Annotated in this window: 16 protein-coding genes; 9 read left to right on the top strand and 7 right to left on the bottom strand. The window is 56.9% G+C overall.

Going from position 1 to position 17,371, the window contains the following annotated elements:
- Positions 1–81 precede the first annotated feature (81 nt).
- From eptB to GNG26_RS00855, 3 genes are all read right to left on the bottom strand, one after another.
- Complete coding sequence (eptB, locus tag GNG26_RS00865; protein WP_103824369.1) at positions 82–1,773, bottom strand: kdo(2)-lipid A phosphoethanolamine 7''-transferase; 1,692 nt, start codon at positions 1,771–1,773, stop codon at positions 82–84.
- Between the two features lie 266 nt (positions 1,774–2,039).
- The gene (locus GNG26_RS00860) at positions 2,040–3,242 is read right to left on the bottom strand and encodes an MFS transporter (protein WP_156237490.1); all 1,203 of its coding nucleotides are present in this window, start codon (positions 3,240–3,242) and stop codon (positions 2,040–2,042) included.
- Between the two features lie 205 nt (positions 3,243–3,447).
- Positions 3,448–4,152 (bottom strand): autotransporter domain-containing protein, encoded by a 705-nt coding sequence (locus tag GNG26_RS00855; protein ID WP_103824367.1) that lies wholly within the window; start codon positions 4,150–4,152, stop codon positions 3,448–3,450.
- A 179-nt stretch (positions 4,153–4,331) separates the two neighbouring features.
- Between GNG26_RS00855 and tag the strand changes: the two genes are divergently transcribed.
- Together tag and GNG26_RS00845 are read left to right on the top strand one after the other, a co-directional pair.
- Positions 4,332–4,913, top strand: a complete 582-nt coding sequence (tag, locus tag GNG26_RS00850; protein ID WP_114385546.1) for a DNA-3-methyladenine glycosylase I — start codon at positions 4,332–4,334, stop codon at positions 4,911–4,913.
- A complete protein-coding gene (locus GNG26_RS00845; protein ID WP_156237489.1) occupies positions 4,891–5,337 on the top strand; it encodes an N-acetyltransferase in 447 nt (148 codons plus the stop codon). The genes tag and GNG26_RS00845 overlap by 23 nt, the downstream gene beginning before the upstream one ends.
- Here GNG26_RS00845 and GNG26_RS00840 read toward each other — a convergent pair.
- Positions 5,300–7,627, bottom strand: a complete 2,328-nt coding sequence (locus GNG26_RS00840; protein ID WP_156237488.1) for a molybdopterin guanine dinucleotide-containing S/N-oxide reductase — start codon at positions 7,625–7,627, stop codon at positions 5,300–5,302. The genes GNG26_RS00845 and GNG26_RS00840 overlap by 38 nt on opposite strands.
- A gap of 168 nt (positions 7,628–7,795) precedes the next feature.
- Between GNG26_RS00840 and GNG26_RS00835 the strand changes: the two genes are divergently transcribed.
- From GNG26_RS00835 to ghrB, 6 genes are all read left to right on the top strand, one after another.
- On the top strand, positions 7,796–8,458 hold the full coding sequence (locus GNG26_RS00835; RefSeq protein WP_103824363.1) for an OmpA family lipoprotein: 663 nt from the start codon (positions 7,796–7,798) through the stop codon (positions 8,456–8,458).
- A gap of 111 nt (positions 8,459–8,569) precedes the next feature.
- Complete coding sequence (locus tag GNG26_RS00830) at positions 8,570–9,586, top strand: LacI family DNA-binding transcriptional regulator (RefSeq protein ID WP_103824362.1); 1,017 nt, start codon at positions 8,570–8,572, stop codon at positions 9,584–9,586.
- Between the two features lie 102 nt (positions 9,587–9,688).
- Complete coding sequence (locus GNG26_RS00825; protein WP_156237487.1) at positions 9,689–10,438, top strand: sugar phosphate isomerase/epimerase; 750 nt, start codon at positions 9,689–9,691, stop codon at positions 10,436–10,438.
- Between the two features lie 3 nt (positions 10,439–10,441).
- Complete coding sequence (locus GNG26_RS00820) at positions 10,442–11,380, top strand: sugar kinase (protein ID WP_103824360.1); 939 nt, start codon at positions 10,442–10,444, stop codon at positions 11,378–11,380.
- Positions 11,381–11,476: 96 nt separating this feature from the next.
- Positions 11,477–12,757, top strand: a complete 1,281-nt coding sequence (locus GNG26_RS00815; protein WP_103824359.1) for an MFS transporter — start codon at positions 11,477–11,479, stop codon at positions 12,755–12,757.
- A gap of 27 nt (positions 12,758–12,784) precedes the next feature.
- Positions 12,785–13,759: a glyoxylate/hydroxypyruvate reductase GhrB gene (gene ghrB / locus GNG26_RS00810; RefSeq protein ID WP_156237486.1), complete on the top strand. Its 975-nt coding sequence runs from the start codon at positions 12,785–12,787 to the stop codon at positions 13,757–13,759.
- A 54-nt stretch (positions 13,760–13,813) separates the two neighbouring features.
- Here the strand turns inward: ghrB and cspA are convergent, their stop codons facing one another.
- Both cspA and GNG26_RS00800 read right to left on the bottom strand, forming a co-directional pair.
- Positions 13,814–14,026 carry an RNA chaperone/antiterminator CspA gene (gene cspA, locus GNG26_RS00805; RefSeq protein ID WP_032615822.1) on the bottom strand — a complete coding sequence of 71 codons (213 nt, stop codon included), beginning with the start codon at positions 14,024–14,026 and terminating at the stop codon, positions 13,814–13,816.
- A gap of 335 nt (positions 14,027–14,361) precedes the next feature.
- On the bottom strand, positions 14,362–15,072 hold the full coding sequence (locus GNG26_RS00800; RefSeq protein WP_103177778.1) for a DUF3053 domain-containing protein: 711 nt from the start codon (positions 15,070–15,072) through the stop codon (positions 14,362–14,364).
- A gap of 332 nt (positions 15,073–15,404) precedes the next feature.
- On the opposite strand from GNG26_RS00800, the gene GNG26_RS00795 reads away from it, so the two are divergent.
- Positions 15,405–15,695 carry an HTH-type transcriptional regulator gene (locus GNG26_RS00795; RefSeq protein WP_103177777.1) on the top strand — a complete coding sequence of 97 codons (291 nt, stop codon included), beginning with the start codon at positions 15,405–15,407 and terminating at the stop codon, positions 15,693–15,695.
- A gap of 40 nt (positions 15,696–15,735) precedes the next feature.
- Here the strand turns inward: GNG26_RS00795 and GNG26_RS00790 are convergent, their stop codons facing one another.
- A complete protein-coding gene (locus GNG26_RS00790) occupies positions 15,736–17,355 on the bottom strand; it encodes an ABC-F family ATP-binding cassette domain-containing protein (protein ID WP_156237485.1) in 1,620 nt (539 codons plus the stop codon).
- Between the last annotated feature and the right edge of the window lie 16 nt (positions 17,356–17,371).

Raw genomic sequence — 17,371 nt, 5'->3', positions numbered from 1 at the left:
GCATCTTACTGCTACGCTCTGCCTCCGTCAATCCCTTATTTTGCAAAAGCCTTTCGATCGGCTATAAAGTCGCCAGACCTGTTACTTTGCGGCTTTCGCCGTGCTGTCCGGCACTTTACACCAGTTGTTATTCTCGTTAATTCCACCGTCCGGCGAGGTATAACCGAGGCAACCCAGAATGGTGTCGTACAGCTCCACATGACGACGCGCCACTTTCATATCCGCCTGCGCTTTAAGATGCGCAAACATTTTGGCTTTCTCCGGGTTCTCCAGATACTTATCAGACATCCATACCATCATCGGTACGCGGAACTGCTCCGGCGGGGCCATCTTGCGCGGCGTACCGTGCAGGTGCTCTTTCTCGTTAATCGACTCACCGTGGTCGGCGGCATAGAAAACAATGGCTTTCTTATCGCGCACCTGGTCAATCACGCTGTCGATAAAGTGATCCACATAGGTCACCGAGTTGTCGTAGGAGTTGATCAACTGCTGTTTACTGCAGTCTTTATCCACGCCTTTACACTCCGGCGTCCATTTCGCAAAGCTGCGTGGATAACGCTGGGTATAGTTAAAGTGCGACCCTTTGGTATGCAGGATGATCATATGCTTACCGTCCTGGTTGCCCTCCAGCGAGCGTTGCATCTCGTCGATCAGCAGCATGTCGTCCACGCTCTTACCGCGGTTACGCGGCTCAGCGCCGATCTGCTCACGGTAGGCGATGTTATTGGCCATGGTGTTGCTGTAGAACCACATCTCGCTCTGCATCGCATAGAGATCGGAGGTAAAGCCCAGCTGACGCAGCACTGAGAAGACGTTCTGCTCTTTCAGCGTCCGCTGTGGGTTATCGCTCGCCCCGCCCTCACGCACAAACATGCAGCGCAACGAGAGTTTGGTCGCGGTATCGCATGAGTAACCGCGGAAGGCGACAAGGTTTTTCTCCTGCGCCAGCTTCGGCGTGGTATCCCGCTCATAGCCCAGAAGGCCCATGTGATCCCAGCGCGTGGTTTCACCGATAATGAAGACAACGTAGGTGTCATCAAGATCTGCAGGCGCCTGATAGGTGAATTTCTTCGCCGGATTCATCAGCGATTTATTGTCGGAAGACTCATCCACCTGCGCCCAGGCGTATAACCCCAGCGCGGAGATCCAGTTGGAAGGCAGATAGGAGTTCGCCACCACGCCGCCATAGCTCGGCATATCCACGCCGGAGGTACGCTCAACATTCTTCTGCTGTAAATCCAGCAGGCGGATAGGTCCCCAGACCATTAAGCCTGCCAGCACCACCACCGCGGCGCTTCTGGTGCGCTGTCCGGGAGTACGCAGCTGGCGCAACAACGTATAGCGGCAGCGGTTGTTCCAGATAAGCAACAGCGGCAGGATGCTCACGCAAACCAGCCAGAGAATAAAGTGTAAGCCGACCACCTCTTTCGAGAGGTCGATATCTGTGGTCATCACCGAGGCAATAATGCCGTAGCCGATCACCACGTTCATAAAGGTCATGTAATAGCTGGCACCCGCCGAGCACAGCACCACCAGCGTGGCGAGTACCCGCCAGACACGGCGGCCAAACAGCGACAGCAAACGCAGTAAAAAGAAGGTAACCAGTACCGTGGCAACCAGTTCAACGACCGCAGCGATTCCTTTCCAGGCGGTAAAGTCTTGCGCATAACCATCAAACCGACGGAAAAAAACTGCGCCATTCATAAACAGGCCGATGTACAACGCAAGTAAAAAGCTGAGCTTTTGTTGCGTCATCGCTTTGATATATTTCATTAATGCAACCTGGAAAAAGGTAAAGTAGAGCCGCTTCACTCTTGGTCAAAAAGTGAACAGGTTATTTCATTGCCTGGGAGTACGTTGTCAGAAACGTCTTTAAGCGCGGTAAGTAGACCACAGGGAAAAGAAAAAGTGGCAGCAGAGAATGTGATCCCTGCAAATATTTACAAAAAAACAAGTCCGATGGCATACCAACGGCCTGTTCTTTACACTCTACAAAAACAAAAAAGGCCGGAATATCCGGCCCTTAGAGGGAGTTTCAATCAAGCATGCGCTTGTTGCAATGCTTCACGCTGCGGCTGACGAATAGTGGTGGACAGGGCCAGCGAAATGATAAGTAAGGCGAATATTACGCAGAAAGTCACATAAAAACCGCCGAACAGCGAAGCAATAAGCGAACCGCAAATACTGCCGATACCAAAACCTAAATAAATAACGCCGTAGTTTTTCGCCAGGTTATTCAGGCCGAAGAACTCACTGACCAGCGACGGGAAGACGGTGATGGTGCCGCCGAAGTTAAACGCGACGCAGGCGATAGCCGCAAAGAAGGTCACTTCGTTGAGCGGGGCGAAAAGCAGAGCCGCCATTCCCACCAGTGAAACCACCTGGCCGAGGGTAATGACACGGATACGGGCAATTTTATCGGAGAGGATCCCCAGTACCAGGCGACCAGAAAGGTTGGCAATAGAGATAATGGTTACCGCGTTGGCCGCTGTTGCCGCATCCAGTTTCACCATCCCTTGGGCGATATCTTTCGCCACGCCAATCACATACAGACCGCTCATGCAGGCCGTCAGGAACATCACAGCCAGCATCCAGTACTGCGGCTTACGCATCGACTGAGCCAGCGTAAAGTCATTCTCGACTACGCCATTGACCATCTGCACCTCCTGCTGCGGCGCATCTTTCATCAGGGTAGCGCCAAACAGGATCATCACCAGCACGATTGCGCCCCAGATCATAAAGGTCTTTTCAAGGCCGACGGTGGCGAGTAACTGGCTGTCGATAAATTTGAAGCCCAGGCTGCCAAGGCCATAAGAACCGATGGCAAAGGCGGAGATCAGCCCTTTACGCTCCGGGAACCATTTCACACAGTTCGACAGGGTTAAGAGATAACCTGCGCCATCTGCCAACCCGACCAGCACCCCGGCGCTCAGCCACAGCATCATCAGATTGTTGGAATATGCAGTCAGGAAGAAGCCCAGCCCCAGCAACACACCGGAAGCCATCGTGACGCGCTTCACGCCGAAGCGTTCCTGCAATTTACCGGCGACGGATGAAGAGAGCGCCAGGCCCAGGCTCAGCAAACCAAAGGAGAAAGCCACCTGGCTTATCGGGGCATTGAGTTTGTCGGAAAGGGCGCTGTTAAACAGGCTCCAGGTATAGACCGACCCCAGAGCGAACTGGGTCACGATAGTACCGAAGAGGGTCAGCCAGCGGGTGCGGTTGTAAGTTGAAGTGTTCATGGCAGTTGTCCTGCAGCAGAAAAAAGGGAAATTCACTGCTGACAACGATATCCAAAACCTTACCTTACCAGGGGTAAAACGGCATGAAATGCAGAGAGCGCGGAATGAAATGCCGAAAATCAGGAATGAATGGCCTGGACAACCGTCTGAACCGCACCGGAGAAGGCTCACTTCCGGTGCTGCACAGGCGATTTACGTGCCTAATTCAGAATCTGGCGCTGACGCCGAGGGTATAAAGATAATCCTCGCCGGCGGTCATATTTTCAGCCTGCGACATCGAGGCATAGGCCGCCATATAAGGATTGATCAGCATATCGGCCCCGACGGTGACATCCATCCAGTTACCGTATTGGGTGGACGGCATCAGGCGTCCCAGGCCGGACTGCATTTTCCACTGGTTATCACCGAACTGCTGGTTATAGCTGATTTGCGCCCACGGTCGCACATCGCCGACGCGCGTGTCCACGCGCCAGCCGAGCGTACTTACGCTGGCGTGCCACAGCGGGTCGATCAATGACTGCGTGTTCACGCTATCGCCAAACTCGTTGTACATATTGGGCGTGGAGCCGTCATAGTGCCAGGCGGCAACCGGTCCGGTCGTGAAACGGCGGGCCACGGGAATACTCCAGCCCACACTCATTGAGCTGGTCGCCTCCACAGGAGAGGAATCAGGTAAATTCAGCGCTAAACCGGGCGTATTCTGCGAGGAGAGGATCCGCTCTTTGAGAATGTCCTCATAACGCGGTTGGTGATCGTCGTCCCATGTATAACGCTCGGTGGTATTACTTTTTGTATCCGAAACGATATATTCCTGTTGCCAGGCGTTTGCTGTGTTGCCTGAAATCAGACAGGCCAACAAGCTCGCCATACCTGTCACGGCATGGCGGCCACTGATATTTTTTATCATCATCAAAGCGACTCCAGAGAAGAGCCGAGTTCGGCGACATTTGTGTTTGTTTAATTGAGGCCAGGTTGCAACATGAGGGATGTTGCGTATCAACCTGTATTAACTATTGTCTCTTTAGGTGACACGTCAAGCCGGGTCGATTGAAATTTTTGTAATTTCAGGAGCAAATAGGGAGAGAAACGATGCAACGTTGTGGCTGGGTTAGCCAGGATCCGCTTTATATCGCGTATCACGATCAAGAGTGGGGTGTACCGGAAACTGACGGGAAGCATTTATTCGAGATGATCTGTCTCGAAGGTCAGCAGGCCGGTTTATCCTGGATCACCGTGCTTAAAAAACGGGAAAACTATCGTCAGGCCTTTCACCAGTTTGATCCGGTCCTTGTCGCCGGGATGACTTCCGCCGATGTCGACAGGTTAGTACTGGACGCGGGGATTATCCGCCATCGCGGCAAAATCGAAGCCATTATCGGTAACGCCCGGGCCTATCTGGCGATGGAAGAGAACGGCGAGCGCTTTTCCGATTTCGTCTGGTCTTTTGTCGATAACACCCCGCAGGTGACCCAGGCGGCGACGCTTGCAGAGATCCCCACCTCTACGCCAGCCTCAGATGCCCTGTCGAAGGCGCTGAAAAAACGCGGCTTTAAATTCGTGGGCACCACCATCTGTTACTCCTTTATGCAGGCCTGCGGACTGGTCAACGATCACGTCACCGCCTGCCACTGTCACCCCGGAGGTCAACATGATCCGCAAATGGCTCAATGACGATGTCGAGCCCCTGCTGGCACTCTGGCTGGAGAGCACCACCGTCGCCCATCCGTTTATCGATGCGCAATACTGGCTGGAGAGCAAAGCGGTGGTGCGAGAGGTTTACCTGCCGTCGGCCGAGACATGGGTATGGGAAGAGAAAGGCCAGCTTCGCGGGTTTATCAGCGTGATGGAATCCCGGTTTATCGGCGCGCTGTTTGTCGCTCCGGCCTTTGCGGGCAAAGGGATCGGGCATGCGCTGATAAAACATGTTCAGCAGCGCTACCCCTCTTTAAGTCTCGAGGTCTACCAGAAGAACAATCGGGCGGTGAATTTCTACCACGCTCAGGGCTTTCGCATTGAAGACAGCGCCTGGCAGGAAGATACTCAACACCCGACCTGGCTTATGAGCTGGCAGGCGGATCAAACGCCGTCAGCGTAAGCGCTGGCCCCTGATATTTTTCCAGCCACGCCAGCGCGGTATTTCCCGCGCAGCCATTCCCCAGCTTCGAGCTGGGGAGATCTTTGGTCAGCACGTTGACCGCCCCGTTCTTACAAATCCCGTCGTTATCAGGATCCAGATCCGGCCATGCCCCCTGATGAATGCAGATCACCCCCGGCTTAATGCCCTCGCTGACCACGGCGCCTGCCAGCACCTGACCGCGATGGTTCCAGACGCGGACCACGTCGCCATCGGCAATGCCGCGCGCTTTCGCATCATCCGGATGCAGCGTCACCGGCTCGCGTCCGGCCACCGCATACTGCTCGCGCAGGGCAGAGTAGTTCAACTGGCTGTGCAGACGATGCGCCGGATGGGCAGAGAGAATTTGTAACTGCCCCGGCTCAGCATTGCCATGCCACTCGTCCGGCGCCAGCCACATCGGGTGAGGTGGACAGTCGGCATAGCCAAAGCTGGCGATGCGCTCTGAGTAAATCACAATTTTACCGCTTTCGGTTATAAGCGGATGGCCCTCGGGATCGCGACGGAAATCCGCAAAGCGCACGAACCTGGCGTTCTCCTCAGATTCCGGCATTTCAACGATAGCATTGGCTTCCCAGAACTCGGCAAAGGGTGCCAGGGTCACTCCCTGTGCCGCGCCACGCTGCCCGGCAATCTCATAAAACGTCTCCAGCCATTCCAGATCGGTTTTACCTTCGGTGAAACGCTCGCCGCCGCCCTGCTCCCAGCGCTCGCTCAGCTCGGCAAACACATCAAGATCGTCACGCGCTTCATCGCGCGGCGGTACGACCCGCTTCATCGGCACCATATGCTGGTTGCTGTAGTCGCCGGTCATGGTCATGTCGTTACGTTCAAACGAGGTGGTCGCCGGCAGCACGATATCGGCATGCTTCGCCGCCGCGGTCCAGAAGCACTCGGAGATCACCACCAGCTCCGGTTTTTGCCAGGCGCGGATCAGGCGGTTGGTGTCCTGATGATGGGTAAAGTTGGCCCCGCCTGCCCACCAGACAAAGCGAATATCCGGGAAATGGCGATCCAGGCCGTTGTGCTGATAAAAACCGCCGGGGTTTTCCAGGGCTTCCACAATGCGGGCGACCGGGATCTTATCCACCGCGTCGGTACCGCCCTTGACCGAGCCCTGCATTGAGGCCAGCACCGCCGCACGACGGGTCGGGTTACCGCCATTGGCAAAGTGATACGACAGGCCAAAGCCGCCACCCGGCGTACCAATCTGGCCGAGCATCGCCGCGAGGGTGACCAGCATCCAGTGTTTTTGCTCACCAAACTGCTGGCGCTGCATCCCCCACCCCGCCATCAGCATGGTGGTGTTATTGTGGAACAACGCCGCCAGCTCACGAATTTTATCTGCCGGAACGCCACAAATGTCGGCGGCCCACTCGGCGGTTTTGGCGATACCGTCCGTCGTTCCGAGCAGGTAGTCGGCAAACTTTTCATACCCGGAGGTACAGCGGGCAAGAAACGCTTCATCCTGCCAGCCGTTCTCAACCAGCGTATGGGCGATGCCGAGCATCATCGCCACATCGGTGCCCATATGCGGGGCGATCCACTCGGCGCGCTCGCCAAAGAAATCCATGGTTTCGGAGCGCATCGGATCGATGCAGATCAGGCGCTTGCCGCTTTTACGCAGCGCGTCGAAATAGGGGATGCCCTGCTCGTCGCTGGCGTTCCAGGCGATCTTAAGGGTGTTGAGCGGGTTGGCGCTCCAGAGCACCACCACCTCGCTGTGCTCCAGCACCAGCGGCCAGCTGGTCTGCTGCTGATACACTTCGTTGCCGCCCACCACATACGGCATGATGGCCTGCGCCGCACCGGTGGAGTAGTCCCCCAGATGGCCGGTATAGCCGCCCGCCAGGCTCATATAGCGCTGAAGCAGGGTTGCGGCTTTGTGCAGCACGCCATTGGAACGCCAGCCGTACGAACCGGCGAAAATGGACGATGGGCCATAGCTCTGGCGAATACGTTTATGCTGCGCATCGATAAGCGTCAGCGCCTCATCCCAGCTTACGCGCACAAACTCATCCTGCCCGCGCACCCCCTGCGGATTATCCGGCGAGGCGAGAAACCCCTTACGCACCATCGGCCAGCGCACACGCGTTTTGCTGTGCACCTGGTCGCGCACCGCGGTCTGCAAGGAGTTGGGATACGTTGTCGGCAACGCGCCGCGGGATGACAGCACCGTCTCGCCGTCGGTCTCGACCAGCATCGGCCCCCAGTGGGCTGCAGTCAGAATGGTTTTCGTTGAAGTGGTCACAGCGTGTGCTCCTGGATTGCCTGTTGCAGGTTTTCTCAGCCTTCATTGAGGCTGTTTATGATTAGACACAAATTTAAGAGTTATCCCCGGAATTTTCTCCGTAACTGCACGTCATAATCAACCGCCACGCCCGTCGTGGCAAAGAATAAAAAAGCTTAAGGAAAGAAGATGAAAAAAAGCGCACTTATGATTGCCGCCGTGGTGAGCGGCGCACTGGTTGTTTCAGGCTGCACCACCAACCCTTACACCGGCGAACGCGAAGCGGGTAAATCAGGCATTGGCGCAGGCCTCGGCTCCCTGGTAGGCGCAGGTGTTGGCGCACTCTCCTCCTCGAAAAAAGATCGCGGCAAAGGCGCGCTGATTGGCGCCGCAGCAGGCGCAGCCCTGGGCGGCGGTGTCGGTTATTACATGGACGTGCAGGAAGCGAAGCTGCGCGACAAAATGCAGGGCACCGGCGTGAGCGTAACCCGCAGCGGCGATAACATCATTCTGAACATGCCAAACAACGTCACCTTCGACAGTAACAGCGCAACGCTGAAACCGGCGGGGGCTAATACCCTGACCGGCGTGGCGATGGTGCTCAAGGAGTACGAAAAAACCGCGGTGAACGTGCTGGGCTATACCGACAGCACCGGCAGCCAGGATCTGAACATGCGTCTCTCCCAGCAACGTGCTGACGCGGTGGCCAGCTCGCTGATCACCCAGGGCGTAGCGGCGACCCGTATTCGCACCAGCGGTATGGGCCCGGCGAATCCGATCGCCAGCAACAGCACGGCGGAAGGCAAAGCCCAGAACCGTCGCGTTGAGATCACCTTAAGCCCGATTCAGTAAGGGGTGTGCCGGGTGGCGGCATCGCCCTGCCCGGCCAGTCGTCCCGGTAAGCGTAGCGCCACCGGGCATTTTCGCGCTAAGGTATGCTCACCCAAGGCAAGGAAACCAGCGATGAGCAAATCAACACGGCCCACCATCAGCGATGTGGCGAAAGCCGCAAAAACCGGTAAGACCAGCATCTCCCGTTACCTCAACGGCGAAAAACACCTGCTGTCCGACGCGCTGTTAGCCCGCATTGAACAGGCCATCGCCGAACTCGACTATCGCCCCAGCCTGATGGCCCGGGGACTGAAGCGCGGGCGAACCCGCCTGATCGGGCTTATCCTCGCCGATATCACCAACCCCTACTCCGTTAACGTCCTCAGCGGCATCGAAGCCGCCTGCCGGGAAAAAGGCTTCACCCCGCTGGTGTGTAACACCAACAATGAACTTGACCAGGAGCTGCATTACCTCGATCTGCTGCGCAGCTATCAGGTAGAGGGCATTGTGGTTAACGCCGTGGGAATGCGTGAAGAGGGGCTGAACCGCCTGCAACAGTCCGCCCTGCCGATGGTGCTGATTGACCGCAAAATCCCGGATTTCGCCTGTGATGTGGTAGGGCTGGACAACACCCAGGCCGCCACCACCGCCACGGAACATCTGATAGAACAAGGCTTTGAAGCGATTCTGTTCCTGAGCGAACCGCTGGGGATGGTCAACACCCGTCGCGAGCGCCTCAGCGCGTTTCGCGCGACCCTCGCCCGTTATACTGGCGTGATCGCCGAGAACGTCGAAATCCCCCTTCATGAAGCCGGGCAGATGGATAATGCCCTGCGCCAGTTCCATACCCGTCATCGCGGCATGCGCAAGGCGGTCATCTCCGCTAACGGCGCCTTAACGCTACAGGTCGCCCGATCGCTTAAGCGCATCGGCCTGCACTGGGGCAGCGATATCGGTCTGCTGGGCTTTGACGAGCTGGAGTGGGCCGAGCTGGCCGGCGTCGGTATCACCACCCTCAAACAGCCCACCTGGCAGATTGGCTTCGCCGCCGTCGAGCAGGTGGTTCGCCGAATCAACGGCGCCGATGAAGCGGTCCGGGAGCAGGTCTTCTCCGGCGAGCTGATCGTGCGCGGTTCCACGGCGCGTTAAGCCCCCTTCGTGATGGCGATCATAAATCCGGCATCCTGAACTTTTCTTTGGAACCGGTTCCATCTAGCGTAAAGAGTATCAGCTACGTGATGGAGTCCGCCGATGGGCAGAAAAATTATTGTTGTCACCGCCGCGTATGGCGCTGACCAGGTACGGCAAGCGGGTGGGCAGCGTGCCATGCTGCCGGTTATCGCCGGGGCAGGCGCGGATGGCGTCGAGATCCGCCGGGAGTTATTCAGCGATGCCGAACTGGCAACCTTACCCACCCTTGCCGAGTCCATTGAACTGCTCGGCCTGCTGGCCTGCTACTCCGCTCCCGATGCGCTGTTTAGCGCGGATGGCACCCTCAACCCACTGCTGCCCCGCTACCTTGCCGAGGCCGCGACGCTCAACGCCCTGTGGCTGAAGGTCTCCCTCGGCAACTTCAGCGATAAGCAGCAGCTCGATGCGCTGCGCGCCCTGCTCGATGAAACCGGCATGACGCTGGTGGTGGAAAACGACCAGACGCGTTGCGGCCAGCTGGCGCCGATGCAGCGTTTCAAGGCGGCCTGCCGGGTAATGAGCCTGCCGGTCACGCTGACATTCGATATGGGCAACTGGCTGTGGGTGGGTGAATCACCGGAAGAAGCCGCGAAGCATCTGGCGCCCGCGGTGAGCTATATCCACGTTAAGGCCGCCGTTCCTCATCAGCAGCAGTATCGCGCCGTGCCGCCGGACCAGGACAGTACCCGCTGGCAGGCCCTGCTGGAGCAACTGCCCGGCGATGTCCCACGCGGGATCGAGTTTCCGCTTGAAGGGCCCGATCTGACGGCGGTCACCCGTCATTACGTCAATTTACTGCGGGAGGCGTAAGCGATGCCGAATACTCTGGATGTCATCACCATTGGTGAAGCGATGGCTATGTTTGTGGCTACCCACACCGGTGACTTAAGCGAAGTCGATCACTTTATGAAGCGCGTCGCGGGTGCCGAGCTGAACGTCGCCACCGGGCTGGCACGCCTTGGCCTGAAGGTGGGCTGGGTGAGCCGCGTCGGCAATGACAGCTTCGGCCAGTTTGTACTCGACACCCTGAAAAAAGAGGGGATCGAGACCGCAGGCGTGACCATAGACGACCGTTATCCGACGGGCTTCCAGCTTAAATCAAAAGTCACTGATGGAACCGATCCCATTGTGGAGTATTTCCGCAAAGGCTCGGCGGCCAGCCACCTCTCCGTTGAAGATTTCAATCCGATCGGGTTTACCGCAGCAAGGCATCTGCACCTGAGCGGCGTGGCAGCAGCGCTGTCCGCCAGCTCTTACGCCCTGCTCGATCACGCGGCGGGTGCCATGAAAGCCGCGGGGAAAACCATTTCGTTCGATCCCAATCTGCGCCCGGTGCTGTGGAAAAGCGAAGCGGAGATGGTGGAGAAGCTGAACCACCTCGCCTTCCAGGCCGACTGGGTATTACCCGGCCTGAAAGAGGGCCTCATCCTGACCGGGGAAAACACCCCGGAAGGGATCGCCGATTTTTACCTGAACCGGGGCGTGAAGGCCGTGATCCTGAAAACCGGTGCCGACGGCGCCTGGTATAAAACCGCCGATGGCGAGCAAGGTGCCGTGGCGGCAGTGAAGGTCGAGAACGTCGTCGATACCGTCGGCGCGGGAGACGGCTTTGCCGTGGGCGTGGTCAGCGCCCTGCTGGAAGGCAAAACGCTGCATCAGGCCGTCACGCGCGGCAATGTTATCGGCTCGCTGGCGATCCAGGTTCAGGGCGACAGCGAAGGATTACCCACCCGGGCGCAACTGGACGCATAAATTCCCTCTCCCTACAGGGGAGAGTGGGCTAACGATTAAACCACCGTGTACCCTACAGACAACGGCGGTAACCCCCTCAACGACAGAGGCAAGCCTATGAACAATGCAACAAACGCAGTAAAACGCTGGTGGTACATCATGCCTGTCGTGTTTATCACGTACAGCCTGGCGTACCTTGATCGTGCGAACTTTAGCTTCGCGTCTGCCGCAGGCATTACGGAAGACCTGGGGATCACCAAAGGCGTCTCCTCGCTGCTGGGCGCCCTCTTCTTCCTCGGTTACTTCTTTTTCCAGATCCCTGGCGCCATCTATGCCGAACGCCGCAGCGTCCGCAAACTGATCTTCATCTGCCTGATCCTCTGGGGTGCCTGCGCCTCCCTCACTGGGGTGGTGAATAACATCCCGGCGCTGGCGGCCATTCGTTTTATTCTCGGCGTAGTGGAAGCGGCGGTCATGCCCGCGATGCTGATCTACATCAGCAACTGGTTTACCAAATCCGAACGCTCGCGCGCCAATACCTTCCTTATTCTCGGCAACCCGGTCACGGTACTGTGGATGTCGGTGGTCTCCGGATATCTGATCCAGTCCTTCGGCTGGCGTGAGATGTTCATTATTGAAGGTGTGCCGGCCATTATCTGGGCCTTCTGCTGGTGGGTGCTGGTGAAAGACAAACCGGCCCAGGCCAAATGGCTCTCTGAAGATGAAAAAGCGGCCCTGCAGGCGCAGCTGGATAAAGAGCAGCAGGGACTGAAAGCGGTGCGTAACTACGGCGAAGCCTTCCGCTCCCGCAACGTGGTACTGCTGTGCATGCAATATTTCACCTGGAGTATCGGCGTTTACGGTTTTGTTCTGTGGCTGCCGTCTATCATCCGCAGCGCGGGCGATAACCTCGGCATGGTTGAAGTGGGCTGGCTCTCCTCCGTGCCTTATCTGGCAGCAACCATCGCCATGATTGTGGTCTCCTGGGCGTCGGACAAACTGCAAAACCGTAAGCTGTTCGTCTGGCCGCTGCTGTTGATTGCTGCATGCGCCTTTATCGGCTCGTGGGCAGTGGGCGCGAACCACTTCTGGGTTTCCTATACGCTGCTGGTGATTGCCGGTGCGGCGATGTATGCCCCGTATGGTCCGTTCTTTGCCATTATCCCGGAAATGCTGCCGCGTAACGTGGCGGGCGGCGCGATGGCGCTGATCAACAGCATGGGTGCGCTGGGTTCCTTCTTTGGTTCATGGTTCGTGGGCTATCTGAACGGTGTGACCGGCGGCCCGTCAGCCTCGTACATCTTTATGGGGGTGGCGCTTTTTGCCTCGGTGTGGCTTACTTTAATTGTTAAGCCTGCTAATAATCAGAACCTTCCCGTCGGCGCACGCCACGCCTGAACCCTTTTAAAATCAACGGAGATTAGCATGAAGCCGTCCGTCATTTTGTATAAAGCCCTGCCTGATGCCCTGCAGCAGCGCCTTGAAGATCATTTCACCGTTACCCGGGTTAACAACCTGAGCCCGGAGACGGTGGAGCAGCATGCTGAGGCGTTCGCCGGTGCCGTCGGGCTGCTGGGCTCCAGCGAAAAGGTGGATGCCGCACTGCTGGAAAAAATGCCTGCGCTGCGTGCAACCTCGACCATCTCGGTAGGCTATGACAACTTTGACGTCGATGCGCTGAATGCCCGCAACATCCTGCTGATGCACACGCCAACCGTACTCACCGAAACCGTGGCCGATACGCTGATGGCGCTGGTGCTCAGCAGCGCGCGCCGCGTGGTGGAAGTGGCCGAGCGCGTTAAAGCCGGAGAGTGGACCAAAAGCATCGGTCCGGACTGGTTTGGTGTCGATGTGCATGGCAAAACGCTGGGCATTGTCGGGATGGGCCGCATCGGCATGGCCCTGGCCCAGCGCGCCCACTTCGGTTTCAACATGCCGATTCTGTATAACGCGCGCCGCCAGCATAAAGAGGCTGAAGAACGCTTTAACGCCCGCCCCTGTGACCTGGATACCCTGTTGCAGGAAGCGGATTTCGTCTGCCTGATCCTGCCGCTGACCGATGAAACTCACCATATGTTCGGCAAAGCGCAGTTTGAGAAAATGAAGAAAACCGCCATCTTTATTAATGCAGGACGCGGGCCGGTGGTGGATGAACAGGCGCTGATTGCAGCGTTGAAAAACGGTGAGATCCACGCCGCGGGGCTGGACGTATTTGAGCAGGAGCCGCTACCGGTCAGCTCAGAACTGCTGAAAATGCCAAACGTGGTCGCGCTGCCGCATATTGGCTCCGCCACCCACGAAACGCGCTATAACATGGCGGCCTGTGCGGTGGAAAACCTGATCGACGCCCTGCAGGGCAAGGTGGATAAAAACTGCGTAAATCCGCAAGTTAAGCCTTAAACGAAAAAAACCCGCCAGAGGCGGGTTTTTAAATTCTTTCGCTGAGTTGGAAGCTTACAGGCTTACAACGTTACCAGCTGCTGGGCCTTTAGCGCCGCTTTCGATGGTGAAGGAAACTTTCTGACCTTCGTCCAGAGATTTGTAGCCATCGTTCTGGATAGCAGAGAAGTGTACGAACACGTCTTTAGAGCCATCGTCAGGAGTGATGAAGCCGAAACCTTTATCAGCGTTGAACCATTTTACCAGACCAGTCATTTTACCAGACATAGATATTACCTTTTAAAAATTTGTTTTGCCTTCCGGCGCGATGATGGAATGTGTTACAGATTTTTAAGCGATGAAGGAAGGGTCACTACGAAGGGTATCTAAGATAACGCATCTGGACTGCTTAACTAAACTGCTCTAGGTCTGTGTAACAAACCGACGAGGTGTATTAAGACATAGTTCGCGGATCAAAGACAAGCTTTATTTTCTGAGAAGATAAAAAACCCCGCTTTGCAGCGGGGTTTTTTATTCTGGAATGTGCCCGGCAGCGTTTCGCTTGCGCGGGCCTACAGGTTTACGCAGCATTGCCCGGCAAAATGCGAGTACGCTTTCAGACGTTATTCCGTTGCGGCCATCGCCGCGCTCCACGCCTGGCTGAACGCCTGATGCTGCGCGGCCAGCGGCCCAATCAGCGCATTGTACTGGCTGGCCTGCTGCGAGGTCGGGAACTGAATACCGTTGGAGACAAAGCTCACCTGGGTACCCTGCTGGGAAATATAATCCGCTACCTGCACCAGCTGCTGTGTAAAGATCTGGGCTGCTGGAATAAGCGGCTGCAGAGCCTCGGCAGGTTTGGTCACCACTTTTTCATACACTTTGTCGAACACAGGCTTCAGATCTTCGCCCTGCTTCAGCGCAGAGCGCGCGCCATCGGCCTGCATTTTGGCGTTCTGCAGCTGCTGGCCCAGCACACCCAGTGCACCGTTTGACTGGCTCAGCGGTTCACGCTGGGTCACGTAATCCTGCGGTACGCGAATCGCATTCACGCTATCCACCACCGGACGCAGCCCGGCGTCCATCGCCTGATTCACCTGCTGTGAATAACCATACAAAATGGCATAGTCAGAAACGAAGGGACCAAACTGTTTTTTCTGATCCGCAGTCAGCGTTGGCAAACGCTCGCCACTACGCATCGCAGTATTTTGCAGGAAGTCGATAAACGCTTTGCGCTGATCCCCTTCCTTATCGAAACACCCACTCAGGCTAACTATCATTAACAACGCCGCAAGCGGCGCAAACCAGCGAGAGCAGGGCTTTCCTGTCGCCATTGTTATTACTCCTTTCACCCAAAAAAGCGCACACCGGCACACGCGTGCCCAACGGTGACAGAATAGTCCAGGTCAGGCCCGCAAGATACCCTTTTCATGTAAAACGATTATTGCCATATAAATTCTTACTATTTACAAAAAAATACCTGGTGCTAAGGCGCTACTGAATAATCAAGTCATTAGCATACTCAGTCGGTTTGAAAAGCAAGCCAGCGAAACGTATCTCTAACAATTAATCACGCACGTTACGATCTGTTCTCAGTTTTAGCGACTATTCTTAAATTGCTCTCTAATGTTCACGATCCCGCAGTGTGATTTATGAGGAGTTCTCAATGGAATTAAAAGATCCTATGTTTGATCTGCTAAGCAGTCTGGAACAGATTGTTTTTAAGGATGCACCGCAGACGGTGACCCGTTCGCAAAAGTCTAACCCCTTTACGGAATTTGAGCGCTTACGCAAAGGGACAGGGATGAAAACCGATGATTTCGCACGAGCAATGGGTGTCAGCGTAGCGATGGTTCAGGAGTGGGAATCAAAAAGAGTGAAGCCCTCCATGACCGAGCTGAAGCTGATGAGCCTGATTCAGGCTAACCCGGCACTCCGCAAGCAGTTGACTGAGTAGTAATGTTTAGCCCCCGCATTTGCGGGGGTTTGTGTTTTTATTACCGCCTTTCACCGCGCCACTCCCCCTCCAGCCATGCCAGTTCATGGGTCAGCTTCAGACCATCCAGAAAAGCGTCGTCATGCGATACCACCAGCAGTGCGCCTGTAAAGCCAGCCAGCGCCGCCTCGATAGCACGTGTCGAAGCCAGATCCAGATGGTTAGTCGGTTCATCGAGCAGCAAGAGCTGCGTCGCCTCTTCCCGCCACAGCACACAGGCCAGCGCCGCTTTTAAGCGTTCGCCGCCGCTGAGCGCTGACAGCGGGAGCGTCACCCGATCGGCGCCCAGCTGCAGCTGGGCCAGACGGCTGCGCAGTATCCCCTCTTCCAGCGGCGTGTTATGCAAATTGAGGTGGGAGATAACGGATTGCGACAAATCCAGCTGCGATAAGTGCTGATCGAGATACGCCACCGTGACCGACGTCCGGCAATGTCCCGAAACAGGCAGGCACTGGCCGAGGATGGCTTTCAGCAAGGTGGATTTCCCACAGCCATTCGGCCCCCGCAACGCCACCCGCATCGGCCCATCCATGCGCCAGTTAAGCGGCGCCATCGTGACGTGCGGCAGCACCAGATCCTCCAGCACCAGCACCTGTTTCCCCTCCGCAATCTGGCTGCCTGGCAGGGTAAACATCACCGGATTTTCCTCTTCCACCCGCTCCCGCGCCTGATTGACCGCCGCGTTCATCGCATCCTGTTGCTCATGATGCTGTTTGCGCCACGCGCCCGGACGCTCCTTTGCTGCCCCTTTATACTTAACGCGCTCAAACGAGGCGATATTAAGACTATCCACCGTGCGCAGGGTTTTCGCTGACCGGCGCAGGCTGTCGTCATGCTCCTTTTGCAGACGGGCACGGGTGCGTTTGCGCTCGGTGGTTGCATGCTCCAGTGCCGCGCGGGCGGCCTGCTGCTCCGCATTCCGCTGGCGCTGATAGTCCGCGTAATTGCCACCGTAGCTGTGTAACCCCGACGCGCTGAGTTCCAGAATGCGCGGCACCTGTGCCAGCAGCTCACGATCGTGTGAAGCGACCAGCACGCAACCGGCATGTCGGGCAAGTTGCTCGTAAAACCACGCCCGCCCCTGCCTGTCGAGGTGGTTGGTGGGTTCGTCCAGTAGCAGAGAGTCCGCATTCGCCGTAAACGCGCCGCACAGCAGAGCGCGAACCCGCTCGCCGCCGCTCAGTTCAGCGGCCAGCCTGTTGGGATCAAACGGCGCAAGCCCGGCGCCGATAAACGCCTCGCTCAGTCGTTCCGTTAAATCCCAGTAACCGTCGAGACGCTCCAGATCCTCAGGCAGATAATCACCACTGTCGATACGCTCGCGGGCTGCGAAAAGGTTTTCATAGCCAAGCAGCTGGGCCAGCGTGGTGTGGGGAGAAATATCGTGCTGTTGCGCCACATAGCAGTGCGTGCCGAAACGCTCGATATGGCCGCTGGCAGGCAAGTCCAGCCCGGCCAGCAGGCGCAGGAGACGGGTCTTGCCGCTGCCGTTACGGCCAACCAGTGCGCACAGCGAGGGCTCCAGCGAGAGATTCAGCGGGCCAAAAAGGGTATCGCCTGTCGGAAACTGACAGGTGACCTGATGCAAAATAAAAGAAGGGGATTGCGCAAAATGAGCCATAAGCACTCCTGAATGA

This window comes from Leclercia sp. J807, assembly GCF_009734465.1.
Lineage (GTDB): Bacteria > Pseudomonadota > Gammaproteobacteria > Enterobacterales > Enterobacteriaceae > Enterobacter.
The sequence above is the reverse complement of the archived record's forward strand: the minus strand, read 5'-3'. Positions and strand labels throughout refer to the sequence as shown.